This window comes from Enterobacter cancerogenus (assembly GCF_019047785.1).
Classification (GTDB): Bacteria; Pseudomonadota; Gammaproteobacteria; order Enterobacterales; family Enterobacteriaceae; genus Enterobacter; species Enterobacter cancerogenus.
Genome location: NZ_CP077290.1, coordinates 480986 through 506385 on the forward strand (window position 1 = coordinate 480986; position 25400 = coordinate 506385).

23 protein-coding genes are annotated in these 25400 nt (G+C 58.6%); 8 read left to right on the forward strand and 15 right to left on the reverse strand.

The features are described 5' to 3' along the window. Nucleotides 1-11: 11 nt before the first annotated feature. From pcaF to paaA, 10 genes are read right to left on the reverse strand one after another with little or no spacing between them, the layout of a single operon-like run. Complete coding sequence (gene pcaF, locus I6L58_RS02180; protein WP_088207338.1) at nt 12-1217, reverse strand: 3-oxoadipyl-CoA thiolase; 1206 nt, start codon at nt 1215-1217, stop codon at nt 12-14. Next, the gene (gene paaI / locus I6L58_RS02185; protein ID WP_006175071.1) at nt 1217-1639 is read right to left on the reverse strand and encodes a hydroxyphenylacetyl-CoA thioesterase PaaI; all 423 of its coding nucleotides are present in this window, start codon (nt 1637-1639) and stop codon (nt 1217-1219) included. Before paaI ends, pcaF begins: the two co-directional genes overlap by 1 nt. Continuing rightward, complete coding sequence (gene paaH / locus I6L58_RS02190; RefSeq protein WP_088207339.1) at nt 1629-3056, reverse strand: 3-hydroxyacyl-CoA dehydrogenase PaaH; 1428 nt, start codon at nt 3054-3056, stop codon at nt 1629-1631. Before paaH ends, paaI begins: the two co-directional genes overlap by 11 nt. A 1-nt stretch (nt 3057) precedes the next feature. After that, nucleotides 3058-3846 (reverse strand): 2-(1,2-epoxy-1,2-dihydrophenyl)acetyl-CoA isomerase PaaG, encoded by a 789-nt coding sequence (paaG, locus tag I6L58_RS02195; protein WP_088207340.1) that lies wholly within the window; start codon nt 3844-3846, stop codon nt 3058-3060. After that, complete coding sequence (gene paaF, locus I6L58_RS02200; RefSeq protein ID WP_088207341.1) at nt 3846-4613, reverse strand: 2,3-dehydroadipyl-CoA hydratase PaaF; 768 nt, start codon at nt 4611-4613, stop codon at nt 3846-3848. The genes paaG and paaF overlap by 1 nt, the downstream gene beginning before the upstream one ends. Next, nucleotides 4610-5680 carry a 1,2-phenylacetyl-CoA epoxidase subunit PaaE gene (gene paaE / locus I6L58_RS02205; protein WP_088207342.1) on the reverse strand — a complete coding sequence of 357 codons (1071 nt, stop codon included), beginning with the start codon at nt 5678-5680 and terminating at the stop codon, nt 4610-4612. Before paaE ends, paaF begins: the two co-directional genes overlap by 4 nt. A 7-nt stretch (nt 5681-5687) precedes the next feature. Then, nucleotides 5688-6185, reverse strand: coding sequence for a 1,2-phenylacetyl-CoA epoxidase subunit PaaD (gene paaD, locus I6L58_RS02210; protein WP_088207343.1), 498 nt, complete (start codon nt 6183-6185; stop codon nt 5688-5690). A gap of 11 nt (nt 6186-6196) precedes the next feature. Then, on the reverse strand, nt 6197-6943 hold the full coding sequence (gene paaC / locus I6L58_RS02215; protein ID WP_088207344.1) for a 1,2-phenylacetyl-CoA epoxidase subunit PaaC: 747 nt from the start codon (nt 6941-6943) through the stop codon (nt 6197-6199). 8 nt (nt 6944-6951) lie between these two features. Further along, nucleotides 6952-7239, reverse strand: coding sequence for a 1,2-phenylacetyl-CoA epoxidase subunit PaaB (gene paaB / locus I6L58_RS02220; RefSeq protein ID WP_006175064.1), 288 nt, complete (start codon nt 7237-7239; stop codon nt 6952-6954). Between the two features lie 11 nt (nt 7240-7250). Beyond that, complete coding sequence (paaA, locus tag I6L58_RS02225; RefSeq protein ID WP_088207345.1) at nt 7251-8180, reverse strand: 1,2-phenylacetyl-CoA epoxidase subunit PaaA; 930 nt, start codon at nt 8178-8180, stop codon at nt 7251-7253. A gap of 283 nt (nt 8181-8463) precedes the next feature. On the opposite strand from paaA, the gene paaZ reads away from it, so the two are divergent. The 3 genes from paaZ to I6L58_RS02240 all read left to right on the forward strand — a co-directional run bounded on the left by paaZ (nt 8464) and on the right by I6L58_RS02240 (nt 14213). Continuing rightward, nucleotides 8464-10503, forward strand: a complete 2040-nt coding sequence (gene paaZ, locus I6L58_RS02230) for a phenylacetic acid degradation bifunctional protein PaaZ (protein ID WP_088207346.1) — start codon at nt 8464-8466, stop codon at nt 10501-10503. Between the two features lie 205 nt (nt 10504-10708). Then, nucleotides 10709-12985, forward strand: coding sequence for a primary-amine oxidase (tynA, locus tag I6L58_RS02235; protein ID WP_088207347.1), 2277 nt, complete (start codon nt 10709-10711; stop codon nt 12983-12985). Between the two features lie 121 nt (nt 12986-13106). Then, nucleotides 13107-14213: a GGDEF domain-containing protein gene (locus I6L58_RS02240; protein ID WP_088207348.1), complete on the forward strand. Its 1107-nt coding sequence runs from the start codon at nt 13107-13109 to the stop codon at nt 14211-14213. Between the two features lie 71 nt (nt 14214-14284). On the opposite strand, the gene I6L58_RS02245 is transcribed toward I6L58_RS02240, so the two are convergent. Continuing rightward, nucleotides 14285-15784, reverse strand: a complete 1500-nt coding sequence (locus I6L58_RS02245) for an aldehyde dehydrogenase family protein (RefSeq protein ID WP_088207349.1) — start codon at nt 15782-15784, stop codon at nt 14285-14287. Between the two features lie 241 nt (nt 15785-16025). Between I6L58_RS02245 and feaR the strand changes: the two genes are divergently transcribed. Next, nucleotides 16026-16934, forward strand: a complete 909-nt coding sequence (feaR, locus tag I6L58_RS02250) for a transcriptional regulator FeaR (RefSeq protein ID WP_088207896.1) — start codon at nt 16026-16028, stop codon at nt 16932-16934. A gap of 11 nt (nt 16935-16945) precedes the next feature. Here the strand turns inward: feaR and I6L58_RS02255 are convergent, their stop codons facing one another. The 3 genes from I6L58_RS02255 to I6L58_RS02265 are packed head-to-tail and all read right to left on the reverse strand — an operon-like array spanning nt 16946 to nt 20101. Further along, nucleotides 16946-17266, reverse strand: coding sequence for a YdbL family protein (locus tag I6L58_RS02255; RefSeq protein ID WP_006175057.1), 321 nt, complete (start codon nt 17264-17266; stop codon nt 16946-16948). A 7-nt stretch (nt 17267-17273) separates the two neighbouring features. Continuing rightward, entirely contained in the window at nt 17274-17465 is a 192-nt protein-coding gene (locus tag I6L58_RS02260; protein WP_006175056.1) for a YnbE family lipoprotein, read from the reverse strand. Next, nucleotides 17462-20101, reverse strand: coding sequence for a YdbH family protein (locus I6L58_RS02265; protein WP_088207350.1), 2640 nt, complete (start codon nt 20099-20101; stop codon nt 17462-17464). The genes I6L58_RS02260 and I6L58_RS02265 overlap by 4 nt, the downstream gene beginning before the upstream one ends. Before the next feature lie 210 nt (nt 20102-20311). Here I6L58_RS02265 and I6L58_RS02270 point away from each other — a divergent pair, with 210 nt between their 5' ends. Then, nucleotides 20312-21301 (forward strand): 2-hydroxyacid dehydrogenase, encoded by a 990-nt coding sequence (locus tag I6L58_RS02270; protein WP_088207351.1) that lies wholly within the window; start codon nt 20312-20314, stop codon nt 21299-21301. A 95-nt stretch (nt 21302-21396) separates the two neighbouring features. Here the strand turns inward: I6L58_RS02270 and I6L58_RS02275 are convergent, their stop codons facing one another. Then, nucleotides 21397-22269 carry a manganese catalase family protein gene (locus tag I6L58_RS02275; protein ID WP_088207352.1) on the reverse strand — a complete coding sequence of 291 codons (873 nt, stop codon included), beginning with the start codon at nt 22267-22269 and terminating at the stop codon, nt 21397-21399. Nucleotides 22270-22845: 576 nt separating this feature from the next. Here I6L58_RS02275 and I6L58_RS02280 point away from each other — a divergent pair. From I6L58_RS02280 to I6L58_RS02290, 3 genes are all read left to right on the forward strand, one after another. Beyond that, nucleotides 22846-23517 (forward strand): SOS response-associated peptidase, encoded by a 672-nt coding sequence (locus I6L58_RS02280; RefSeq protein WP_088207353.1) that lies wholly within the window; start codon nt 22846-22848, stop codon nt 23515-23517. Nucleotides 23518-23846: 329 nt separating this feature from the next. Then, the gene (locus tag I6L58_RS02285; RefSeq protein WP_176399404.1) at nt 23847-24104 is read left to right on the forward strand and encodes a branched-chain amino acid transport system II carrier protein; all 258 of its coding nucleotides are present in this window, start codon (nt 23847-23849) and stop codon (nt 24102-24104) included. Between the two features lie 16 nt (nt 24105-24120). Further along, a complete protein-coding gene (locus I6L58_RS02290; RefSeq protein WP_088207355.1) occupies nt 24121-25383 on the forward strand; it encodes an amino acid permease in 1263 nt (420 codons plus the stop codon). Nucleotides 25384-25400: the final 17 nt, after the last annotated feature.

Below are 25400 nucleotides of genomic sequence, written 5' to 3' on the forward strand. Positions count from 1 at the left end.
AGTGTGATTGCTCAAACACGCTCAAGGATCATGGCAATGCCCTGACCCACACCGATACACATCGTGCACAGGGCATAGCGCCCGCCGCGTCGGTGTAATTCATTGCTGGCTGCCAGCGCCAGTCGCGCGCCGCTCATGCCCAGCGGATGGCCTAAGGCAATCGCCCCGCCGTTCGGGTTGACGTGCGCGGCATCGTCCGGCAAACCGAGCTGGCGCAATACGCCCAGCGCCTGCGACGCAAAGGCTTCGTTAAGCTCGATCACGTCCATGTCGGTAATACTGAGACCGGCGCGCTCCAGCACTTTACGCGTGGCGGGTACTGGACCCAGCCCCATCAGACGCGGCTCAACGCCTGCGCTCGCCATCGCCACGATTCGCGTACGCGGCACCAGCCCCTGGGCAAGCGCCATAGGTTCGCTGGCGATAATCAGCGCCGCCGCCCCGTCGTTCACGCCGGAGGCATTCCCCGCCGTGACCACGCCGTTTTTGCGAAACGGGGTTTTCAGGGCCGCAAGCTGTTCTGCGGTGGTGTCTGCCCGCGGATGCTCGTCGACCGAAACGTCTGTCACCGCGCCCTTTTTACCGGCAACCGTGACCGGCACAATCTCCTGCGCCAGAACGCCGTTTTCCTGGGCCCGCGCGGTACGCTGCTGGCTGCGCAGTGCAAAGGCATCCTGATCGGCACGGCTAATATTTAACAATTCAGCTACATTCTCTGCCGTTTCCGGCATGCTGTCAGTACCAAATTGCTGATGCATGAGCGGGTTCACAAACCGCCAGCCAATCGTGGTATCGAACATTTCTGCCTGGCGCTGAAAGGCGGAGGTCGCCTTGCCCATCACAAACGGCGCGCGCGACATGGACTCCACGCCGCCGGCCAGCAGCAGATCGCCATCACCGGCTTTAATGGCCCGCGCCGCAAAGCCAATCGCGTCCAGCCCTGAGCCGCACAGGCGGTTGATGGTGGTGCCGGATACCGTCTGCGGCAGGCCCGCCAGCAGCGCCGCCATGCGCGCCACGTTGCGGTTATCTTCCCCCGCCTGGTTGGCGCAGCCGAAAATCACGTCATCAATACGCTCCGCGTCCAGCTGCGGGTAGCGAGCCAGCAGCGCACGCAGCGGCACGGCACCCAGATCGTCAGCGCGAACGCCGGATAACGCCCCGCCGTAGCGGCCAATTGGCGTACGAACACCATCACAAATAAATGCTTCGCGCATCAAGCTTCTCCTGTGACACTGCCGCCAATGCGGTGAGATTTCCCGCGAAAGAGAGCGACGGTTTTCTGTTGTTGATTCTGAATTTCAATGTCGTATACGCCGGTCAGTTTGCCCTGATGCTTTACCCGCGCGGTGGCGGTCAGCCTGTCTCCGGCAAACCCCGGACGCAGAAAGTCGATTGCGCAGCCGGAGGCCACCGCTGCCAGCCCCTGGCTGTTGCAGGCGTAGGCAAACGCGGTGTCGGCCAGGGAGAACAGCTGTCCGCCGTGACAGGTTTTATGCCCGTTCAGCATCTGCGGGGTGATGGTCATGGTGACTTTCGCGTAACCCTCGTCCATCTCGATAATGTCGATCCCCAGCGCCTGTGCGCAGGCGTCCTGTTCATACATAGTGCGGGCGTTGTGCCAGGCGTTATGACTCATAGCTACTCTCCAGAAGCGCACGCTGGCGCAGCAGGGAACAGGGGCGATAGCGTTCCTCGCCGTAATGTCGTTGCAGGTTTTCCAGCAGCGCCAGCAGACGCTGCCAGCCAAGGCGTTCCCCCCAGGCGATTGGGCCGCTCGGGTAATTGACGCCAAGCCGCATGGCGGTATCGATATCTTTCTCGCTGGCGACGCCCTTTTGCAGGGCATCCAGCGCCTCGTTGGCAATCATCGCCACCGTACGCCAGACCAGCAGCCCGGGATAATCGGCAATTTGCACGACCCGATGGCCCCGCTGTTGCAGATAAAAGATCGCTTTTTGCGTGGCAGAGTGCGGATTGCTGGCGGCGACGGCGATAACCGCCACATCCCGTTCGATACGGTCCACCACGACGACCGGGCCGTTATGGCGTACCGCCAGCGACTGCGCGGTTTCGCCCCGGGTTTCAATCAGCAGGACCTCATCAATTTGCGTGACACCGTCACTTTTTCGCTGCACGCTCATCGGGCTGTAGCTGTCGCTCACCGGCGCAAGCCACGGTACGTGTGGTTTTTCGCCCTGCCAGTCATATACGCCCTTCCCGCTTTTTTTGCCGAGACGCCCGGCCAGCACCAGCTCCTGCTGCACCAGCGACGGCAGAAAACGGCGCTCCTGCCAGAAGGCGTTGAACACCGAGCAGGTAACCGCGAAGTTAACGTCCTGACCGATCATGTCAGTCAGCTCCAGCGGCCCCATCGGGAAGCCGCCGCCTTCGCGCAGCGCAGCGTCAATCACCTCTGGCGCAGCGACCTGCTCTTCCAGCGCGCGCCAGGCTTCGGAATAGAAGGGTCGCGCCACGCGGTTGACGATAAAGCCCGGCGTCGACTGGCAGCGCACCGGCTGTTTTCCCCAGTTCAGCGCCAGCTCGCACAGGGCGTCAGCCACTTCCGTCGAGGTCGCCAGGCCGCTCACCACCTCCACCAGCTTCATCACCGGCGCGGGGTTGAAGAAGTGCAGCCCTGCCACACGCTCGGGATGCGCGATCTCCGCCGCAATGGCGGTGACGGAAATGGACGACGTGTTGCTGGTCAGTAACGTCTGCGGGGGGCAAATGTCCGCCAGCGTCGCAAACAGCGCCTTTTTCACCTCCAGCCGTTCGGACGCGGCCTCAATCACCAGATCCGCCGCGGCAAGCGCGTTAATGTCGGTGACGGGGGTCAGCCGTGCCAGAATGTGATCGCAGGCATCTGCGGACAACTTCCCGCGCGCTACCCGCGACATCAGGCGCTGGTGAATACCGTCGATAGCGCGTGATATGGCCTCGGCGTTGATATCGTAAATCAGGACCTGATGACCATGGCTCGCCGCCACTTCAGCAATCCCCGCGCCCATGGTGCCGCTGCCGATAACAGCGACGGTGTGAAGCGTCGTCACCATCTTATTTCCCCGTAAAGTTTGGCGTGCGCTTCGCCAGGAACGCGCTGACGCCTTCGCGGTAATCATCGCTGCGCCCGGCCAGGCGCTGGTAATCCCGCTCCAGATCGAGCTGGGCATCGAGGGTGTTGGTTTCGGCGGCGTTAATTGCCTGCTTGATCAGCCCCAGGCCAAAGGTCGGCTGCGAGGCAAAGTGCAGCGCAAGCTGCTGCGCCGTGGCGGAGAGTTGTTCATCGTCGACCACCTGCCAGATCATTCCCCACGCCAGCGCCTGTTCGGCGCTGAGTTTGTCACCGAGCAGCGCCAGCCCCATCGCCCGGGCGCGTCCGGCGATACGCGGCAGCAGCCAGGTGCCGCCGCAGTCGGGCACTAAACCGAGCTTGCTAAACGCCATCACAAAATTGGCCGAGCGCGCGGCGATCACCATGTCGCAACCGAGTGCCAGCGTAGCGCCCGCCCCGGCCGCCACGCCGTTGACCGCGCAAATTACCGGCTTCGGCAGTTTCGCCAGACGGCGAACCAGCGGGTTATAGAAGGTTTCCACCGACATCCCGAGATCCGGCGCCGGGCCGTTAGGGTCCACGTTACGGTCATTCAGGTCCTGTCCCGCGCAGAAACCGCGTCCTGCCCCGGTGATCAGCAGGCAGCGGATAGTCTCGTCACGCTCGGCCTGCTTCAGGCAGTCGGAAAGCTGCCGGTGCATCACGTCGTTAAAGCTGTTCAACCGCTCCGGACGGTTCAGCGTAATGGTCATCACGCCTTGCTCAATCTGACTCAGAATACATTCCACAATTAACGTCCTTTGAAGTCGGGTGTGCGTTTGTGTAGGAAGGCGTCGATGCCCTCGCGGCGGTCCTCGGTGGCTGAGAGCAGCGTGAACAGCTGCCGCTCCTGCGCCAGTCCGGCCTGCAGCGGCACTTCGTAAGACTGACGCAGCGCCTGCTTCGCTGCCTGCAGGGCCAGCGGCGCGTGGCGCGCCATCAGCGCCGCCTGTTTCAGGGCATACTCCAGCGTCAGCGAGGCCGGGAACACATCGCTGACCAGCCCGGCGCGCTGCGCCTGCTCTGCAGAGAGGCTTTCGCCGGTCAGCACCATTTTGCTGGCGAGGGATTTGCCGACACAGCGAATAAGGCGCTGGGTACCGCCCGCGCCCGGCATGATGCCGAGGGTGATCTCCGGCAGCCCGAAACGGGCGTTATCCCCGGCGATCACCACGTCGCAGAGCAGCGCGAGTTCACATCCTGCCCCCAGCGCAAAGCCGTTTACGGCGGCAATCAGCGGTTTATTGAAGGCGTTAATCCGCGCCCACAGCTGCGGACGGATGTCGTTCAGGGTGGCGGAGAGATCGTTTTCCGCCATTTCGTTGAGATCTGCCCCGGCGGCGAAGCAGCGTTCGTTGCCGGCGATCACGCAGGCGGAGATATCGCCATCAACCGCAGCGCTTTCCAGCGCGTCGGCGATTTGCCTTAACAGGGCGTTATTCAGCGCATTGCGTGCCGCCGGGCGGTTCAGCGTCAGCTGGAGCACGCGGCCATGACGGGTGACAATCAGTTCGCTCATGCCATCCCCTTCGCATCAAAATCGACCACCACGTCGGCGGTTAACGGCAGCGCCTGACAGCTCAGTACGTAGCCTGCCGCCAGTTCGTCCGGCTCCAGGCTGTAGTTGGTTGCCATGTCCACTTTTCCGCGCAGCACCTTGCATTTACAGGTGGCACAGACGCCGCCCTTGCAGGCGTAGGGCAAATCTGCCCCCTGGCGCAGCGCGGCATCAAGAATGCTCTCATCGTCCGCCGTCAGGGTTATCTCGCGGTCGCGTCCGTCCTGACGAACGGTGACTTTCTGGCCTTCCGTCTGCACGCTCAGGGTACGTTTGATCGCGGAGCCCGGCGTATTAAAGCGTTCAAGGTGGATGGATTGCTCCGGCATCCCCAGTGCTTTCAGGGCCGCTTCGGCATCATCCATCATTGATGACGGGCCGCAGATAAAGGCTTCGTCATACTGGCGGAAGTTGATCAGGGTTTTTGCCAGCGCCTGCAGCTTTTCGCCGTCGATGCGCCCGTGCAGCAGATCGCTGTCGAGCGTCTCCTGGCTAAAGATGGACACCAGCTGCAGCCGCTGCGGATATTTGTCCTTCAGGTCCGCCAGGGCGCTGCGGAACATCATGGTCTGGCTGCTGCGGTTGCCGTAAATCAAAGTGAAATGGCTGTTGGGTTCGATGACAAGGGTGGCGGAGATAATCGCCAGCATTGGGGTAATGCCCGACCCGGCGGCAATCGCCAGATAGTGCCCCTGACGTTCGGCCTGCGGCTGGTAGCCAAATTGCCCCTGGGGCACCATTACCTCCAGCGCCATACCCTGCTTGATTTCGTCGCGGGCATAGCGGGAGAAGCGCCCGCCCTCTATGGCTTTCACCGCCACGCTGATTTCACCCGGCGCGGCATGTCGGCAAATCGAGTAGCAGCGGCGCAGTTCATCGCCGCCAAGGGTTGCCTTCAGCGTCAGATGCTGGCCGGGACGAAAGCGATATGCGTCCTGTAACGCGTCCGGCACCGCAAAGGTGATGGTGACCGCGTCGCGGGTTTCGGGTTCTACTTTTGCCACTGTTAAGGAGTGAAACGTTGTCATGGCAGCCTCAAATACATTTGAAATAATCGAAAGGCTCACGGCAGGTATTGCAGCGGTAGAGCGCTTTGCAGGCCGTGGATCCAAATTCACTGATAAGCGAGGTGTTGGTGCTCGCACAGCGCGGGCAGCTCACCTCAGCAGGCGCATGGGCGTGGCAGCTGTGGCCGACGGGTGGGCTGATGCCATATTCCCGCAGGCGTTCACGGGCATCCGCCGTCATCCAGTCGGTCGTCCACGCAGGTTCAAGCTGGAGCACGATATGCACCGGGGTAAAGCCGCTCGCGGTCATCGCTTCACGGATCGCCCCCAGCAGGTGTTCCGTTGCCGGGCAGCCCGAATAGGTCGGTGTAAAACCAATGACCCAGCCCTCGCCCTGCGCCTTTACGCTGCGCACCATGCCTAAATCGGTGATGGTGAGCACCGGAACTTCCGGGTCCGGGATCTGGCTTAACAGCGCCCAGATTTGCGGGATTTGTGCCGGTGCGATGTCGACGAGGCGTTGCATAGCGCTCTCCTTTACCACTGCTGACCGGGGTAGACGCGCTGGAGATACTGCATCTCCGCCAGCATCGGCCCCAGATGTTCGGTATGCAGGCCACGTTTGCCCCCCGTGCGGTACGCCGCTTCATCGGGGACGCTCAGGGTGGCTTCCTGTAAACCCGCGAACACTTCACGTTCCCACGGCTCGCGCAGGGTGCGCGGATCAACCGCCACGCCGGAGGCGATCAGCGCCAGCTCAACGTCGTCGGCGTCGAACAGCTCCGCCGTAAAGCGCCACAGGCTGTTCACCGCCTGCTGCATTTTTTGCGAGGAGAGCGCCGTGCCGTCGCCCAGACGCACCAGCCAGCCGCGGCTAAAGCGCAGGTGATAGCGCACCTCTTTAATCGCTTTGGCGGCAATGGCGGCCAGCCGGGCGTCGCTGCTGTGGATCAGGCGTTCGTACAGCGCCACGTTCCATGCGTCCATCAGGTACTGGCGGACAAGGGTGTCAGCGAAGCTGCCGTTCGGCTGCTCCACCAGCAGGAGATTGCAAAACTGGCGTTCATCGCGACCAAACGCCAGCGAATCTTCATCGCCCTGGCCTTCCCGCTCGGCGGCGTAGGTCAGAAAGTTGCGCGCCTGGCCCAGCAGGTCGAGGGCGATATTCGCCAGCGCGAGGTCAATTTCCAGCTCCGGCGCGTGACCGCACCAGGCGCCAAGACGCTGGGACAACACCAGACCGTTGTCGCCCAAACGCAGGGCGTATGCAGATACGTTATTCATCCCCAACCTCACATATGCTCGATGCCATCAGGGATGGTGTAAAACGTCGGATGGCGATAGACCTTGCTCTCGGCCGGATCGAAAAATTCACCGCTCTCTTCGGGCTGAGAGGCAATAATTTCGCTGGCCTTCACCACCCAGATGGAACAGCCTTCGCTGCGGCGGGTATAGGCGTCGCGGGCGTTTTCCAGCGCCATACGATCATCGGCGGCATGCAGGCTGCCCACGTGACGATGGGATAATCCTTGTTTGCTGCGTACGAACACTTCGTACAGCGGCCAGTAGACATTGCTCATGATGTTTCCTCTTACGCTGCGCTGCGCGCGTGTTGTTTTTCTGCGTGCGCCAGGGCGGCTTCGCGCACCCAGGCGCCGTCGTCCCAGGCTTTACGTTTTGCGGCCAGACGCTCGTGGTTACAGATCCCGCGCCCGTTAATCACCTCGTCAAATTCCTGCCAGTCGATCTCGCCAAAGCGGTAGTGGCCGCTCTGTTCATCGAAATGCAGATCGGCGTCCGGCACCGTCATGCCCAGCATCTCCACCTGCGGGACGGTGTTATCCACAAAACGCTGGCGCAGTTCATCGTTGCCGAAACGTTTGATTTTCCAGGCCAGGCTGCGGGCGCTGTTTGGGGAGTTATCATCGTTTGGCCCGAACATCATCAGCGCGGGCCACCAGAAGCGGTTAATGGCGTCCTGCAACATCTGGCGCTGCGATTCGCTGCCCTGTGCCAGCGCCATGCAGGCTTCAAAGCCCTGACGCTGGTGGAAGCTCTCTTCTTTACAGATTTTCACCATCGCCCGGGCATACGGCCCGTACGAGGTACGGCAAAGCGCCACCTGGTTGACGATGGCCGCGCCGTCCACCAGCCAGCCAATTACGCCGATGTCGGCCCAGCTCAGGGTGGGGTAGTTGAAGATCGAGGAGTATTTCATCTTGCCGTCGAGCATCTTCTGGTAGATGTCCTCCCGCGCACAGCCCAGCGTTTCCGCCGCGCTGTAGAGGTACAGCCCGTGCCCGGCTTCGTCCTGCACCTTCGCCAGCAGAATGGCTTTGCGGCGCAACGTCGGCGCGCGGGTGATCCAGTTCCCCTCCGGCAGCATGCCGACGATTTCGGAGTGCGCGTGCTGACCAATCTGGCGGATCAGCGTTTTGCGGTAGGCGTCAGGCATCCAGTCCTGTGGCTCGATGGCTGTCTCCTGCTCTATGCGCTGCTCAAAGCGTTGTTCTTGCGTCACGTCATCACCTTATGATTCGTAAATTTATTTAAACAGGCAAAATGATGAATCACTTCGTTTCATAAAAGTTACACAAAGGTTAAATATAACCCCAAGATGTGTTTGTTTATTTTGTGACGTGGCTCGCAAGGCTTTTCACACAAGGCCTGCCAGCGGGCGTTTAAAGCGCCTCTTCTCCTCCTGCCAGATCACAATGTTAACAATTCTTTAAAACTCAGCTTGATTTTTATGATTCATGATCAAACTATCTATAGTGAAATTACGAAACACTTGGAGATAAGCGATGCAGCAGTTAGCCAGCTTCTTGTCCGGCATCTGGCAGTCTGGCCGGGGCCGTGAGCGCACGATTCATCACGCCATCAGCGGTGAAGCCTTATGGGAAGTCACCAGCGAAGGGCTGGATATGGCGGCCGCGCGCCGCTACGCCATCGAGCGCGGGGGCGAAGCACTTCGCGCGATGACCTTTATTGAACGCGCCGCCATGCTGAAGGCGGTGGCGAAGCACCTCCTGAGCCAGAAAAAGCAGTTTTATACGTTGTCCGCCCAGACCGGCGCGACCCGTGCCGATGGCTGGGTGGATATTGAGGGCGGGATCGGCACTCTGTTTACCTATGCAGGCCTCGGCAGCCGCGAGCTGCCGGACGATACGCTGTGGCCGGAAGACGAGCTGATCCCGCTCTCTAAAGAGGGCGGATTTGCCGCCCGCCACGTCTTAACGTCAAAAGCCGGCGTGGCGGTGCATATCAACGCCTTTAACTTCCCGTGCTGGGGTATGCTGGAAAAACTGGCCCCCACCTGGCTTGCCGGCATGCCCGCCATCATTAAGCCCGCCACCGCCACCGCGCAGGTGACGCAGGCGATGGTGAAAGCGATCGTCGACAGCGGCCTGGTGCCGGACGGTGCAATCAGCGTGATTTGCGGCGGCGCAGGCGATCTGCTGAGCCACCTGGACAGCCAGGACGTGGTGACGTTCACCGGCTCGGCCTCAACAGGGCAAAGCCTGCGCCTTCATCCTAATATTGTGGCGAACTCGATTCCGTTCACCATGGAAGCAGACTCGCTGAACTGCTGCGTGCTGGGTGAAGACGTCACGCCGGAGCAGCCGGAGTTTGCGCTGTTTATTCGCGAAGTGGTGCGTGAGATGACCGCCAAAGCCGGGCAAAAATGTACCGCCATCCGCCGAATACTGGTTCCTCAGCGCCAGACGGAGGCCGTCAGCCAGGCGCTGATTGCGCGGCTGGAAAAGGTGGTGATGGGCGACCCGGCGCAGGAAGGGGTCAAAATGGGCGCGCTGGTCAACAGCGATCAGCGTGCCGACGTGCAGGCCAACGTGGATCGCCTGGTGGCCGCGGGCTGCCAGATCCGCCTTGGCGGAAAAGCCGACCTGAACGCCGCCGGGGCATTCTTCCCGCCGACCCTACTCTTCTGCCCGCAGCCGGATGAAACCTCGGCGGTCCATGCCATCGAAGCCTTTGGCCCTGTCGCCACGCTGATGCCTTATCGCCATGCCGACCACGCAATGGCGCTTGCCCGAGCGGGCGGCGGAAGCCTGGCGGGCACGCTGGTCACGGCAGAACCCGCCACCGCGCGGCAGTTCATTGCCGGCGCGGCGCGCGCCCACGGACGCATTCAGATCCTCAACGAGGCGTCGTCAAAAGAGTCAACCGGGCACGGTTCACCGCTGCCGCAGCTGGTGCACGGCGGTCCGGGTCGTGCGGGCGGCGGCGAAGAGCTTGGCGGCCTGCGCGCCGTGAAGCATTACCTCCAGCGCACCGCGATCCAGGGCAGCCCTTCGATGCTGGCGGCCATCGGTAAACAGTGGGTGCGCGGCGCAGAGGTGCAGGAAGACCGCGTGCATCCGTTCCGCAAATACTTCGAGGAGCTTCAGCCTGGCGACAGCCTGCTGACGCCGCGCCGTACGTTGACGGAAACCGACATCGTGAATTTTGCCTGTCTGAGCGGGGATCACTTCTACGCGCACATGGACAAAATCGGCGCTGCCGAGTCCATCTTTGGTGAGCGCGTGGTGCATGGCTACTTCCTGATCTCCGCCGCCGCCGGGCTGTTTGTTGATGCGGGCGTCGGCCCGGTCATCGCCAACTACGGCATGGAGAACCTGCGCTTTATCGAGCCGGTGAAGCCGGGCGACACCATTCAGGTGCGTCTGACCTGTAAGCGCAAAACGCTGAAGAAACAGCGCACCCCCGATGAAAAACCGACCGGCGTGGTGGAGTGGTCAGTGGAAATCTACAACCAGCACCAGCAGGCCGTGGCCCTTTACTCCATTCTGACGCTGGTCGCCCGCCAGCACGGCGACGTCTGATCCCTTTCCTTCACCGTCTTTCCTGCCGGGTAACGCGACGTTTACCCGGCCAACGACGGCCTGCCGGGGTGTGACGTCACCCCGCTCTTTTTTTAACCTGGCAAACCTGACAAATAACCTGGCAGATGCAGGCAAACGCTTTTCTCAGGCTGCTGTCAGGATAAGGCTGACACAACACAATAAACACAACAAGATGAGGTCTACGATGGGAAGCAATGCTACTTTTTCTGCCCGTAGAACGGCGCTGGCGATGGCCATTGCGCTGTGTTGCGCGTGGCAATCCCCTGTTTTCGCTCACGGCAGCGAGGCGCACATGGTGCCGATGGAAAAAACGCTGAAAGACTTTGGCGCGGATGTGCAGTGGGATGATTACGCCCAAATGTTCACCCTCTCGAAAGATGGTGCGTTTGTGAAGGTTAAGCCGGGCGCGAAAACCGCCATTGTTAACGGCAAGCCGCTGACGCTGCAGGTACCTGTCGTGATGAAGAATAACCAGGCGTTTATCCCGGAGACCTTTATCAACGATGTGTTTCAGTCAGGCCTTGACCAGACGTTCCAGGTAGAAAAGCGCCCTCATCCCCTCAATGCGCTGACAGCGGAGGAGATCAAACAGGCTGTTGAGATTGTGAAAGCCTCTGCCGACTTCAAACCCAATACCCGTTTCACCCAGATTGCGCTGGCCGAACCGGAGAAAGCCAAAGTCTGGGACTTTGTGCTCAACGGCACGGCGGTCGACGCTCCCCGCCAGGCGAACCTCACCCTGCTGGACGGGAAACAGATCATCGAAAGCCTGGTGGACCTGAAGGATAAGAAGATCCTGCGCTGGGAAACCATCAAAGACGCCCACGGCATGGTCCTGCTGGACGACTTTGCTACCGTGCAGCAGATTATTAACGACAGCGCAGAGTTTGCTTCGGTGCTGAAAAAACGCGGTATCACCGACACGAAGAAGGTGATCACCACCCCGCTGACCGTGGGCTATTTCGACGGGAAAGATGGCCTGAAACAAGAGGACCGTCTGCTGAAAGTGGTGAGCTACCTTGACGTGGGCGATGGCAACTACTGGGCGCACCCTATTGAAAATCTGGTCGCGGTGGTCGATCTCGAACAGAAGAAAATCCAGAAAATTGAGGAAGGCCCGGTGGTCCCCGTACCGCTCACGCCCCGCCCTTATGATGGCCGCGACCGCATTGAAACAGCCAAAAAACCGCTGGAGATCATCGAGCCAGAGGGCAAGAACTACACCATTACCGGCGATATGGTCCACTGGCAGAACTGGGATTTCCACCTGAGCCTGGATTCGCGCGTCGGACCGATGCTCTCAACCGTTACGTACAACGATAACGGTAAAAAACGTCAGGTGATGTACCAGGGATCGCTGGGCGGGATGATTGTTCCGTACGGCGACCCGGATGTGGGCTGGTACTTCAAAGCCTATCTTGATTCCGGGGACTACGGTATGGGCACCCTGACCTCACCGCTGGTGCGCGGCAAAGACGTGCCCACTAACGCCGTACTGCTGAACGAGACAATCCCCGACTACACCGGCGCACCGATGGATATCCCGCGTGCTATCGCCATTTTTGAACGCTATGCCGGGCCGGAGTATAAGCATCAGGAGATGGGCCAGCCGAACGTCAGCGCCGAGCGCCGCGAGCTGGTGGTGCGCTGGGTAAGCACCGTGGGGAATTACGACTACATCTTCGACTGGGTATTCCACGAAAACGGCACCATCGGCATTGATGCAGGCGCGACGGGGATCGAGGCGGTTAAAGGCGTGCAGGCGAAAACCATGCATGACGCCACCGCCAAAGATGACACCCGATACGGAACGCTGATCGACCACAACATCGTGGGGACCACGCATCAGCACATCTATAACTTCCGTCTGGATTTGGACGTGGACGGAACCAATAACAAGCTGGTGGCGATGGATCCGGAAGTGAAGCCGAATACCGCAGGCGGTCCCCGCACCAGCACCATGCAGGTCAATCAGTACGATATCGACAGTGAACTGCAGGCCGCGCAAAAATTCGACCCGGGCACCATTCGTCTGCTGAGTAACACAACGAAAGAGAATCGCATGGGCAACCCGGTTTCATACCAGATTATCCCGTACGCGGGCGGCACGCACCCGGTTGCCACCGGCGCGAAGTTTGCCCAGGACGAGTGGATTTACCACCGTCTGAGCTTTATGGATAAGCAGCTGTGGGTAACGCGTTACCATCCCAACGAGATGTACCCGGAAGGCAAATTCCCGAACCGTTCAACCCACGATACCGGCCTGGGGCAGTACAGCAAGGATAACGAGTCGGTGAACGACCAGGATGACGTGGTCTGGATGACCACCGGCACCACCCACGTTGCCCGCGCGGAGGAGTGGCCGATCATGCCGACAGAATGGGTACATACCCTGCTCAAACCGTGGAACTTTTTCGACGAAACGCCGACGCTGGGTAAGAAAAAAGAGCAACAGCAATAACCATCACGCCGGGCGCAACGCCCGGTTTTTTATGCTCATTGATTTGATGAATAGTCGAGGCTGCTTATAGTTAAAGATAAACCTCTGGCATGCACGCCCCCCCGGACGGGATCCCACCTTCATGGAAAAAAGACGCAATACGACGCCTGAACTCGCGACATGGCCCACCCACAAATCGATGGTGCGCCACGGTCTGGCAATGAATCTCCCGTGGCTGGCCTTTGTGAACCTGAGCCTGGCGGTCATGCTTCTGCTGCGTAACACTATCGTGGGCAACATGGATACGCTGCTGGGCGCGTCCAGATCGCTGACGACGATGGTCGACACCGCGATGCTGGGCATCATTTTACTTTCGGCCACGCTGGTGGTGATGGCCTGGCGGCATATTGCCGGTATCGGCATCGTGCTGTTTATCTGCAGCCTGCTGTGGTCGTTGTGCAGCTACTGGCTCATCGCGGTTGCTCAACTCCCTCATGCCTGGCCTGTCTATGTGATCCTGATGCTCGCGGGAATGACGGCGCTCTATTTTTACCCGTCAGGGCTGCTGGCATTTCTCCTGCCGCTGTGGATTGCGCTGTCGGTGGCCAGTATTGCGCTCAACCACGGGATTAACCTGCGCTTTGCCGTTATCTGGGGGGTGTTTACGCTCATCCTCGTCTGCGGGCGGGTTATTCTGCACCGCTGGTTTGAAGAGGCCTGGCGGCGGAACCAGCAGAATCAGCGCCTGATCCTGCGTCTGGACGCGCTCGCACATCTTGATGCGTTAACCCAGACCGCGAATCGCCGGGCGATGGAGACCCTGCTGGAGGATGCGACCGAACGCAAAAAGGCCTTCTCGCTGATCATGCTTGATGTCGATTTTTTCAAGCGTTACAACGACACCTACGGCCATCAGGCGGGGGATGCCTGTTTAACGTCCGTAGCCCAGGTGTTGAAGCAGTCGGTGCGCACGCCGAATGACGTGGTGTCCCGCTACGGCGGCGAAGAGTTCGTGGTGATCCTCTTCGATTGCCCGTTACGGGGGGCTGAGCAGGTTGCCCTGCGTATTCAGGAGAAATTGCGTGCCGCCGCAATCCCGCATAGCGCCTCAAACGCCAGCGAATACGTTACCGTGAGCATGGGGATCGCAGAGATGGCCGAAGGGCTGGCCGGAACGGAGCTTCTCGCCCGCGCTGACGCCGCGCTGTATCGGGCGAAGGAGACCGGGCGGGATCGGTGGTCGCTCTAAATGTCGCTTTAAATGAAGCCGGTTGGCGCTGCGCTTACCCGGCCTACAAAACCCGCCACCCGGCTTGTTTTTTAATACCGGACGCACACCGACTTCGTTTCGCACCAGCCGTCCAGCCAGTCCGGGCCAAAGTCACGCCCGGTGCCAGACTGTTTCATGCCGCCGAACGGCAGGTTGGCATCGATCAGGGTATGACTGTTTACCCAGACGGTGCCGGCCTGCAGCCTGTCGGTGTATTCCAGCGCCTTGCTGATGTTTTGCGTCCAGACGCTGGCCGTCAGGCCATATTCGGTGTCGTTAGCCAGCCGTAACGCCTCTTCGCCATCCGCGACCCGCACCAGGTTGACCACCGGGCCGAAGACCTCTTCACGGGTGAGTCGCAGCGACGCGTCCGGGTTAACCACCAGCGTCGGTGAAACATAGTATCCCTTACCGTCCGGGCCGCGGCTGCCGCTAATAAGCTCGGCCTTTCGGGAGGCGGCTTCATCAAGGAAGGTCTGGACCTTATCGCAGTGGGCGCGGGAGACCAGCGGATTAATAAACGCCTGCGGCGACATGCCCGGCCCGACGCTGAGGGATTTAACCGCTTGTTCAAACCCGCTCACCAGCGTGTCAAACAGCGGCGCTTCGATATAGATGCGCGAGCTTGCCGCACAGACCTGCCCCTGATTAAGGAAGCTGCCGGTCATCAGCCCTTCAATGACCCATGCCGGATCGGCGTCTTTCAGGACGATAGCCGGGTTTTTACCGCCCAGCTCCAGCGTGACGCCCGTCAGCGTCTCTGCAGCCGTACGCGCAATCTGTTTCCCCGTCGCCGTAGAGCCGGTAAAACTCACCTTGGCGATGCGCGGATGCGACGTCAGGGCTGCACCGCAGGTGGCTCCGCTGCCGGTGATGACGTTGAACACGCCATCCGGAATACCCGCCTCACTCGCCAGTTCCGCCACGCGCAGCAGGGTCAGCGGCGTCGTCTCTGAGGGTTTGATAACGATCGAGCAGCCAGCCGCCAGGGCGGGCATCACTTTCCACATGCCGATCATCAGCGGGAAGTTCCAGGGTACGATCCCCGCCACCACCCCGACCGGCTCTTTACGGGTCCACGCCTGATAACGCGCCCCCTGCGGCAGCGGAATAGAGAGATCGAGCGTTTTGCCCGCAATTTTGGTCGTCAGCCCGGCGGTGTAACGCATCCAGTTCAGGGTGCAGCCGACCTCAAAGGCGCGGGAGATGTTGATGGATTTCCCCTGCTCCAGCGTTTCAAGCTGCGCCAGCTCCTCGCCGTGCTGCTCGACCAGATCGGCAAAGTGCAGCAGAATGCGCTCGCGTTCGGCGGGCAGTTTTCCCGCCCAGCTGCGCGAAACAAAAGCGCGCCAGCCAGACATCACCGCGCGATCCACATCGTCCACGCTGGCATCCGCCGTTGAGGCAATCACCTCGCCCGTCGCCGGGTTATAGACGTTCAGGCGTTTTTCGCCGTCAGACGCCACTTCGCGCCCTTCGATCCACAGGCCATGGTGACGGTCGAGAAACTGTTGCACGCACGGCAGAACGGCTACCTGTGATTCAGACATCGGGTACTCCTTGGTTATTCTTCTCAGGATGTTAATGCAGTCTAAGAGGGGTTTTGCCATCCCGCTTTTGTCTGTGTGACATTCGCTTTGCCACCTGTGACAGGCTCCGCAAAACGTGATAATTACCGCTTATATCGCTGTTCCGCATGAGCGTTCTTTCCTATAGTCAGCCTCGAAGGCCAGACAAAATGCAACACAAATGCAACAATGCGAAAACATTGACGGTGCGGCGAGAGAAACCATGGCGTGTGCGAGCGAACAGGAAAAGTATCAGCAATGGCTGGCGCAAATTAACCAGGCGTGCGGCCGGTTTGATGCGCGTCCTTTAGAGGGAGAGTTTATCGGTGAACTGGAAACCAGCTATGCCCGCAGCCTGAAGTTAAGCACCGTCACCGCAGCCGGGGTTAATCTGTTCCGCACCCGTCGGGAAATTGCCCACGGCAACGATGCGTGGTTCTATACCGTGTTTCAGCTCGACGGCAGCGCGGAGATTGAACAGGACGGGCGGCGCTCAAGTCTTAAAACGGGCGATATCACCCTACTGGACGCCTCGCGCCCCTGCTCGATTTACTGGCAGGACAAATCCCGCCAGATTTCTCTGCTCGTGCCGCGTCAGATCATTGAACAGCAGTGCCGCTTTCAGGAAGTGAGCTGCGCGCTCACGCTTTCCCGCAGCCTGCCGACCGTGCAGTTGAGCCATCGTCTGCTTCAGGAGAGTATGGGCAATACCGGGCTGAGTGAGGTCGAAAGCGAAGCGGCGCTGGAAGCGATGGTTTGCCTGCTGCGCCCGGCATTTCAGCAACGCGACGCGGTGCAGCCGCGCAAGGAACGTCAGTTCCAGAACGTGCTTTCCCTGATAGACGACCATATTCAGTCAGACGCGCTGCGCCCGGAGTGGATCGCCACAGAGAGTGGGATGTCGGTGCGCAGTTTGTATCGTATGTTCGCCGAGAAAGGGCTGGTGGTGGCGCAGTACATTAAAAACCGTCGACTCGATCTCTGCGCGCAGATGCTGCGTTCAGCCGGCGACGACGAGAAGCTGGCGGGCATTGGCTACAGCTGGGGTTTTGCCGATCACAGCCATTTTTCCACCGCCTTTAAGCAGCGTTTCGGCGTCTCGCCCGGCGAGTACCGTAAACGCTGCCGCTAGATTTTTTCAGTTCACTCTTTTTTCAGCCACTTACCGTTAATCCCCTTCACGTACTCGCCCGGCTGCGCACGGGCCACCAGCTTTTGCCCGGCCATTTTCGCCACTTCATCCACCGGCAGGTTGTTGCTGTCGGCCAGCTTTTGGTAGCTCTCGGTGCGTGCGGCATTAATGCTTTTCACCAGCGCCAGCGTGTCTGGATCCTGCTTAACCGGCGCCAGGTAGCCGCTCAGGGTTTCCCCCACCCGGCCCTGGGTGCGTGCTTCGTTTAAGGTCAGCGTCGCGGCCTGCACGTTCATTCCCAGCGCCAGTAAAATCAGTAGTAATCGTTTCATGGCATCCTCAGAACAGATCGCTGCGCGTTTTCAGCAGGGTTTCTACGTCTTTATCGACCTTGATGTGGATCTCATGCTCGATTTTGACGTTCATATTGATGGTGATCGGCTCTTTCGGTGCCGCCACTTCAATACGCGGCGTACAGCCCGAGAGCAGCACGGCAACGGCCACGGTGAGTACACCTGCCATCTTTTTCATTGTTGTTCCTCACTTTCCTTGCCGGTCGAACTGCGGATACCCGGTATGGCCGCATGTTGCTCAAACCATGTTTGCAGATTATCCCCGAAGCGCAGGCTGCGCCAGAGGGTAAAAACGTTCTCTTCGTGGGTGTAGTTCAGATTGACCGAACCGCTTTTGCCATCCACCCGGCTGGTGCCCTTGATCGCCGCCTGCAGGGTTAAGACCCCCAGATTATCGACATTGATCTTTGTCCACGACCGGGTGATTTCCATGTAGCGCAGCCAGTTGATGGCGGCCCCTGCGGCCATATTGTCTTTCACAATGGCGTCGGCCGTATCTTTGTCAATACGCAGCGTCATAGGCCCCGGATTGGTCAGCCAGCCGTCTTTGATAATCCAGCGTTCGTTGTCGAGCCAGAATGGCAGCGCTCCGCTGACCGGGCCAGACATCGTAAACTGTTTGGGATTCACCGCGCTAATCAGCTCGCTGGAGGAGATATTGTCCACGCGCAGCAGGGCCGCATCATGTTGCGGCATACGCAGCTGCTGAAGGGTGATTTTGCCGCCGAGCGTTTCTATCTTCACGTTGGTGAGCAGCAGCGGGTTGTCGTCGGTCCAGGGGTAGTCACCCTGTAAATCGGCGGTGATATTATGTGCGGACACCAGATTTTGCACTTCGCCAATGCGCAACGTCACCGGCCCCCTCGTGCCCAGCGACCAGGTACCTTCGCTAAAGCGGAACGGCAGAACAAAATCGACGCCGTTGATCTGGTTGTCGGGCATCCACAGGCTACCGGCTTTTACCACCCCGTGGCCGCCCGCCTCGAATCCCTGGTCCGCCGCCGCCGAGAAGGCCACCTGCGCGTAAAGTTCGCCGTCGCGCAGCGTCATCTTCCAGTCTGGCGGAAGCAGCGGCTGAAATACCGTGAGGGACTGCTTCGGCCACCAGGCCTGACCGCGCAGACGCTCACCGTCCCAGCGGCCATTGACCTGCACCGGCCCAATGGCATCGGCGTGAAGATCCCCTTTGAACTGGAACAGGGTCGGGTCAGTCCCGTCGACGCTAAAATTCAGTACCGAGGGCGGCAGCAGGCTTCCGCCTGAAAAGGTGGTTTGTCCCGCTTTCAGCGACAGCGCCCCACTGAAGGCCGGATGGGCAGGATTGCGCTGCCAGCGCACCGGTTTTTCCAGCACCAGACGCGGCTTGCTGACCAGCATCGTGCCGTACTGGAGCTTATCGAAACCGGTGGAGAGATCGGTCAGCGCAATCACCCGATCGCGCCATTCTCCTTTCCCTGCGACGTCCCATCGTGCGTTCATCGGCGTGAAGTTACCGTTGCCCCAGTAGCGCCACTGCCACAGCCCGCTGTCGGGTAAAAAGTCTTGCGCCTGGCCGTCCAGGTGCAGGGTAAAATCGCCCATCTCGTTTTCATGAGCGCGTAATATCGCCTGCAGACGGCCATCCACGCCCTTTTGCGTCAGCTTAACGCCCGCGAGCGGCCAGCGTATTTCGTCGATATCCAGCGAATCAATCAGGCGTCCGCGCGAGCGAAGCAGCGCGCCGGGGGCGAATTCCAGGATGGGATCTGCCAGGCTTCCGGTCAGCGTCGCCGGAAGTTTGGCGTAGAGGATCAGATCGTTTTGTTTCGCCTCGCCGCTCAGATGCAGCGGCATGTGGCTGTTATCCATGCTCAGCGTGCCGGGGCCAAGAGTCAGTACGGCGTTGCCCTTCCCGGCATCGCCCTGCGTCAGCACGTTCAGGCGTCCGGTGAAGGTCGCTTTTTCCAGCCCCTGCTGCCAGTTATCAATCTTCAGCCCAACGCGTCCGCTCAGCGGCAGACCTGGCTGTTGCCAGTTCCAACGACCGTCGCTGATGGTCAGCTCCCGGGCGGTGACCTGCCAGGGCAGGTCGAGCAGCGGGTCGGGGTTATTCCTCGCCATGACCACCAGCTGCCCCTGATTGTCCGCCCACTCCAGTTCGGCATCGACCAGAGACGATAAGTGTGGCACGTTGAAGGTGGCCTGCGCGTGCCCTTTAACCGGCGCGCCGTCCGGCACCAGCGGCAGGGTAAATTCCCCCACCAGCGTCACGGGCTGCGGCTGGTCCGGCAGGTGAATGTCGAATTGCTTGATGGTCAGATTCTGGCCGCGAAGCTGCCCCTGAATACTCACCTGCTCGCCTTTATAGGTGAGAGTCTGGCTGGCCGGGGTTAAGGACGCGCGAAGCTCCCCCTGCCACTGCTGCCAGGGGGAGAGCGTCAGGCGGTGGATCGTCAGCCAGGTGTTCGGCAGGATCGCCTGCCACTGGGCCAGGGTTTTTGGCGCGACGGTGGACGGGGCGGACTCGGGCAGTTTACTCAGACACGCGGAGTTCAGCTCAAGCGCGCCGACGTCCAGCGCCCAGCGGCTGGGGTGCGACAGCGTGACGTTTTGAATACGGGCAATTTCGCAGTCTTCTACCAGATAGCGGAGATCCGGAATAACGAGGGCGTTGCGGGTCAGACGAGGACTTTTTTCAAAGGCGATGCGCGTCCCTACCGGCAGCCAGATCCCGGCAAGGGTCGGTACCCATTGGGCGAGCGTCATCAGCAGCGTCAGCGGCAAAACGATCAACAGCAGTAGGAGCGCGATCGCGGCTTTGTATTTACCCCTCATGGGCAGTTAATATCCTGATTTAGCGAAAGAATTAAGCCGACATTGCCGATCATTGTCGCATGATTAGCCAGTCAGTTGAAGAGACTGTCATTTTTAAGGATAGATGCTCTATCATTATTCATAGAACTTATTGAATTCAATAAAATTTTATAAATTGTAAGATTATTTTAATCATGCTAACGTGAATGTAAAATCACTGGAGAAAGTCTTATGAAACTCGCGGTATATAGCACAAAGCAGTACGACAAAAAGTATCTGCAACATGTTAACGAGGCTTACGGATTCGATCTTGAATTTTTCGACTTTCTGCTGACTGAGAAAACTGCCAAAACCGCCCACGGCTGTGAAGGCGTCTGTATCTTCGTCAACGATGATGGCAGCCGCCCGGTGCTGGAAGAGCTGAAAAAACAGGGGGTGAAATATATCGCCCTGCGCTGCGCCGGGTTCAATAACGTGGATCTGGATGCGGCGAAAGAGTTGGGTCTGAAGGTCGTTCGCGTACCGGCCTATTCACCGGAAGCGGTGGCGGAACATGCCATCGGCATGATGATGTCGCTGAACCGTCGTATTCACCGTGCTTATCAACGTACCCGTGATGCGAACTTTTCTCTCGAAGGGCTGACCGGTTTTACCATGTACGGCAAAACCGCCGGGATCATCGGCACCGGTAAGATTGGCGTAGCCGCCCTGCGCATTCTGAAAGGCTTTGGTATGCGCCTGCTGGCCTTTGACCCGTACCCAAGCGCTGCCGCGCTGGAGATGGGCGTGGAGTATGTTGATATTCAGACGCTGTTCTCCCAGTCTGATGTGATCTCCCTGCACTGCCCGCTGACACCAGAAAACTATCACCTGCTAAACCAGACGGCTTTTGACCAGATGAAGGACGGGGTGATGATCATCAACACCAGCCGCGGCGGTTTGATTGATTCACAGGCGGCGATTGAAGCGCTGAAAACCCAGAAGATTGGTGCCTTGGGTATGGACGTCTATGAGAACGAACGTGACCTGTTCTTTGAAGACAAATCCAATGACGTGATTCAGGATGACGTGTTCCGCCGTCTGTCGGCCTGCCATAACGTGCTGTTCACCGGGCATCAGGCCTTTCTTACCGCCGAGGCGCTGATCAGCATTTCGGAAACGACGCTGGGGAATTTGCAGCAGCTGGAGAAAGGCGAAGCCTGTCCGAATGAGATCGCGTAGGTGATTGGCGGGTAGTTTTTCAAATCGGTAAGTACTGTGGAGTTCAGTGGAAGGTTCCGTTCACCTCATAAGGCGAACGGAACCCTGGGCAATGCTTAAACCTCTTTCTTCCCTGCCCCCAGCTCAGCGCCGGTAAGCGGGTCAGCCTGCGGGTCGGACTGCGTGCGTTTGACCATCGCCTTCATCATGGTTTTCTGCTTAGCGGTCAATTTCACTTCCGCATCGCCCGTTCCGCCATCAACGGCTGGTTGTGGATCTTCCACGTAGTCGAAGTATTTATCGCTGTTCCAGCTGCCGCGAACTTCGCCACCCGAAGACATGTTGTAGTACTTGTTGGTGTACTGTTCTACCGGCGGCAGTTTGCCCGGCGGGAAGTTATTACGGATAGACTGAAGCGCCTTTTCGAAAGAGAGTTGGTGCGCCGCCTCACGGGTCATCAGGAAGGCCAGCGCATCCTTAACGCCAGGATCGTCGGTCACGTTGATGAGTCGCTCATAGATAATTTTTGCACGGGCTTCTGCGGCAATATTTGAACGTAAATCCGCGGTCGGTTCGCCGATGGTATCGATGTAGGCTGCCGTCCACGGTACACCGGCAGAGTTCGTAAGAGCCGGGCCGCCGCCGTACAGCAGTGCGGTGATATGGCTGTCGTTACCATTCGCCGTCATGGAACGATAAAGTTCCGCTTCATTTTCAGTGCCTTCCGCCAGCTCGCCTTTGGCACCTTTATAAAGCATGCCAACCATGGTGCCGATAATTTCCAGGTGGCTTAACTCCTCGGTCGCAATATCCAGCAGCATATCCTTGCGACCTGGATCGTCATCGCCCAGCCCCTGTGTAAAATAACGACATGCCGCCGCCAGCTCGCCCTGAGGGCCGCCGAACTGTTCAAGCAGGAGATTGGCAAGGCCCGGGTTGGGCTCTGCAACGCGTACGGTATACTGAAGTTGTTTGACGTGTTTAAACATGCTCTGCCTCACTTATAGTATTTTTAGCTAAAATGCCTGGCTCAACCGAGCACAGAAAAAATGGACGTGTCATACCCGCAACAGGATCGTTGTGAAATAAACATTGAGTAAAACATGATGACTGCGGCGGTATTATCCGCAGTTTGAAATAGCGTAATAACGGCGCGTAACGGGCGCTTCCAGAATCATCATATAAAAGTCTGTCGTCGAATTAACGCGCTCCAACTCTAATTTAAGACTATTCTCACCTCCACCTTCCGTCGCAACATAAATAACGCACGAGGAAAGTAAGATATATTCTCCATCATCACTCACGGTAAATACTCTTATTTTTACTCTTCACCTTGACAGAATATTTAACGTTATCCCGTTTGCACACAGTTATTAAGGTTAGCTCGTCTCGTCAGATAGTCAAATTATCCTCTGAAGGGCGCTTCCTCCTGTCGAAATTATGTCTGTCTTTTCTGCAATACCCAAAAAAGTAGAGAGTGAGTACAAATAGCATTCATGACAAGCCGATCAACTCCTCTTTCCCCTGCCCTATACTTTCAGTATGTCGTTTCGAGAGAGGTGTCTATGTGTGGACGTTTTGCACAAGCGCAGAGCCGTGAAGAGTATCTTACTTACCTTGCCGGGGAAGGCGATCGCGACATTGCCTATGACCCGGAACCCATTGGCCGTTACAACGTGGCGCCAGGGACAAAAGTCCTGCTGTTGAGCGAACGCGATGAAAAACTGCATCTCGATCCCGTTTTTTGGGGTTATGCGCCCGGATGGTGGGATAAACCCCCCCTGATTAATGCGCGGGTTGAAACCGCAGCCACCAGCAGGATGTTTAAACCACTCTGGCAGCATGGCAGAGCCATCTGCTTTGCGGATGGATGGTTCGAGTGGAAGAAGGAAGATGGCAAAAAACAGCCGTATTTCATTCACCGGGCCGACGGAAAGCCTGTTTTTATGGCGGCGATCGGCAGTACGCCGTTTGAACGTGGTGATGACGCTGAAGGATTTCTCATTGTCACCTCTGCCGCCGATATGGGGCTGGTCGATATCCACGACCGCCGCCCGCTGGTGTTATCACCCGACGCGGCACGCGAATGGATGAGGCAGGATATAGGCGGGAAGGAAGCAGAAGACATTGCCGCGGACGGCGCAGTGCCCGCCGACACCTTCATCTGGCATGCCGTTACGCGTGCAGTGGGAAATGTGAAGAATCAGGGACCAGAATTAATCGAAGCGGTTCGCTGAGGTGTAAAAACATCCACTTACAATGATTTCCTGGCGTGTGATACACAAGAGTTACGGTAATGTTTTAAATCTGCTGTTTTAATACGGGTTAGGCATGAATGTTGACGCGCGCTATAAAATCATCGAATAAGCAATTTCTTCAGCATCCGGATTGCTTGTGGTAATTAATAAGTAAGGTATTCATTTTTAATTAACAGGCGTGCAGGCAGGGAAAGTCGGGCGTTATTTGTTCATTAATTTAGCAAATGCCTTTCCTTATTAACCGCCTGTTAACGCAACATCAATAAATAATGATAAATGCATACAGGTTTACTCACAAGGTTCACGGTATGCGAAAGCAACTCTTCCCCACCGATGATGTAAAAGTGCCGGAATTCATGACTCTGGCGCTGTTCCCCGGCGCGGGTAACATTATCTGTCCGCCGATTACTGGCAAGATGACCGGCGAATATTATTTAATATCTTCACTCGAGTTCATTATTTCGTGCGTCCTTTTGCCGCTACTGGCATCTCATTTTTATTTCATTCCTGGCATGTTCTTCGTCAGTCCCCGCACCGCTGGGCTGCAAGTCGTCATCTCCCACTAACTAAGCGGTAAGCATTATGAATACAGCACCAACCACCATTGGCAACATTACAACGCGCGGCAGCTGGCGCTGGCAGGACAACCTGTGGACGCTGGGTCTCTATGGCACGGCGGTCGGCGCGGGAACCCTGTTCCTCCCCGTGGAGATCGGGACACGCGGCCCGGTCATCTTCCTGGTGATGCTGCTGCTGGGCCTGCCCTTATCCCTGCTGCCCCATCTGCTCTTGTGCCGGGTGTATATGCGTGAGGAACAAACTGAAAACGGCACGCTGCCGATTTTCGGTTCCTTCTTCAGCGGGCGCGGCGAAAAGCTGATGACCCTGTTCTATTGTATCACCTTCTTCCCGGTTACCCTGGTGTATGGGGTCGCGCTGGTCAACGCGCTGGATAATTTCCTCACCGAGCACCTTCACATGAGCGGTATCAGCCGTGGCCCGCTGACGTTTATCGTGGTGGCCGCGCTGTATGTGGTACTGAGCAAGGGGCGCGATAAGGTGGTGGCCACCATGAGTGCGCTGGCGTTGCCGTTCGCTGTGTCTGTGATGCTGATCGCCGTGTCACTCATTCCGGGCTGGCATCTGTCCAATCTCACCGGCGCGGTCGCTGAGGTGAAGAGCACCCCGCTGTCGGTAACCATGAAGGGCATCTGGCTGACGCTGCCGCTGATCACCTTCTCATTCTGCTGTGCGCCGATGGTCTCCCCGCTCACCTCATACTATCGTGAGAAGAAAAACGAGGGCGAGGGCAAGGCTCTGTTCGTGCTCCGCGTGGCCTATGTGGCAATCTTCTCCAGCATCATCTTCTTTGTGCTGAGTTGTATGCTGAGCATCCCGCATGACAGCTTTGCGCAGGCGAAGGCGCAGAACCTGAACGTGCTGTCCGTGATGAAAGGAAGCGGTGACTTCAGCCTGATTTATTACGTGGCCCCGTTCATCGCTATCATCGGGATGACCAAATCCTTCCTGGGTGTAGGTCTGTCGGTGGCAGAGACGTTCGGCCAGCTGGCGGCCAGCGTATCAGGTAAGAAGGCCACCACCAGTAAGCGCGTGGCCTCGCTGGTACTGTTCCTGCTGACCTTTGGTATCGTTTATGCGAACCCGGACGTGCTTAACCTGATTGAAACGTTATGCGGGCCGCTGATTGCGGTGATCCTGTTCCTGATCCCCGCCTACCTGATTTACACCCGCACTGCGCTGTCACAGCTGCGCGGCGTGACGGTGTTTCTGGTGGTGCTGGGTGGGCTGGCAACTCTGTCCGCACTGCTGTGGCCCTTACTGTAAGGCAGAGCGTGGCACAG

Bases quoted from the DNA above. Each gene is read 5' to 3' on its own strand.
- pcaF (WP_088207338.1), bottom strand. From the start codon at position 1,217: ATGCGCGAAGCATTTATTTGTGATGGTGTTCGTACGCCAATTGGCCGC.
- paaI (WP_006175071.1), bottom strand. From the start codon at position 1,639: ATGAGTCATAACGCCTGGCACAACGCCCGCACTATGTATGAACAGGAC.
- paaH (WP_088207339.1), bottom strand. From the start codon at position 3,056: ATGGTGACGACGCTTCACACCGTCGCTGTTATCGGCAGCGGCACCATG.
- paaF (WP_088207341.1), bottom strand. From the start codon at position 4,613: ATGAGCGAACTGATTGTCACCCGTCATGGCCGCGTGCTCCAGCTGACG.
- paaE (WP_088207342.1), bottom strand. From the start codon at position 5,680: ATGACAACGTTTCACTCCTTAACAGTGGCAAAAGTAGAACCCGAAACC.
- paaD (WP_088207343.1), bottom strand. From the start codon at position 6,185: ATGCAACGCCTCGTCGACATCGCACCGGCACAAATCCCGCAAATCTGG.
- paaC (WP_088207344.1), bottom strand. From the start codon at position 6,943: ATGAATAACGTATCTGCATACGCCCTGCGTTTGGGCGACAACGGTCTG.
- paaB (WP_006175064.1), bottom strand. From the start codon at position 7,239: ATGAGCAATGTCTACTGGCCGCTGTACGAAGTGTTCGTACGCAGCAAA.
- paaZ (WP_088207346.1), top strand. From the start codon at position 8,464: ATGCAGCAGTTAGCCAGCTTCTTGTCCGGCATCTGGCAGTCTGGCCGG.
- tynA (WP_088207347.1), top strand. From the start codon at position 10,709: ATGGGAAGCAATGCTACTTTTTCTGCCCGTAGAACGGCGCTGGCGATG.
- I6L58_RS02240 (WP_088207348.1), top strand. From the start codon at position 13,107: ATGGAAAAAAGACGCAATACGACGCCTGAACTCGCGACATGGCCCACC.
- I6L58_RS02245 (WP_088207349.1), bottom strand. From the start codon at position 15,784: ATGTCTGAATCACAGGTAGCCGTTCTGCCGTGCGTGCAACAGTTTCTC.
- feaR (WP_088207896.1), top strand. From the start codon at position 16,026: ATGGCGTGTGCGAGCGAACAGGAAAAGTATCAGCAATGGCTGGCGCAA.
- I6L58_RS02255 (WP_006175057.1), bottom strand. From the start codon at position 17,266: ATGAAACGATTACTACTGATTTTACTGGCGCTGGGAATGAACGTGCAG.
- I6L58_RS02260 (WP_006175056.1), bottom strand. From the start codon at position 17,465: ATGAAAAAGATGGCAGGTGTACTCACCGTGGCCGTTGCCGTGCTGCTC.
- I6L58_RS02265 (WP_088207350.1), bottom strand. From the start codon at position 20,101: ATGAGGGGTAAATACAAAGCCGCGATCGCGCTCCTACTGCTGTTGATC.
- I6L58_RS02270 (WP_088207351.1), top strand. From the start codon at position 20,312: ATGAAACTCGCGGTATATAGCACAAAGCAGTACGACAAAAAGTATCTG.
- I6L58_RS02275 (WP_088207352.1), bottom strand. From the start codon at position 22,269: ATGTTTAAACACGTCAAACAACTTCAGTATACCGTACGCGTTGCAGAG.
- I6L58_RS02280 (WP_088207353.1), top strand. From the start codon at position 22,846: ATGTGTGGACGTTTTGCACAAGCGCAGAGCCGTGAAGAGTATCTTACT.
- I6L58_RS02285 (WP_176399404.1), top strand. From the start codon at position 23,847: ATGCGAAAGCAACTCTTCCCCACCGATGATGTAAAAGTGCCGGAATTC.
- I6L58_RS02290 (WP_088207355.1), top strand. From the start codon at position 24,121: ATGAATACAGCACCAACCACCATTGGCAACATTACAACGCGCGGCAGC.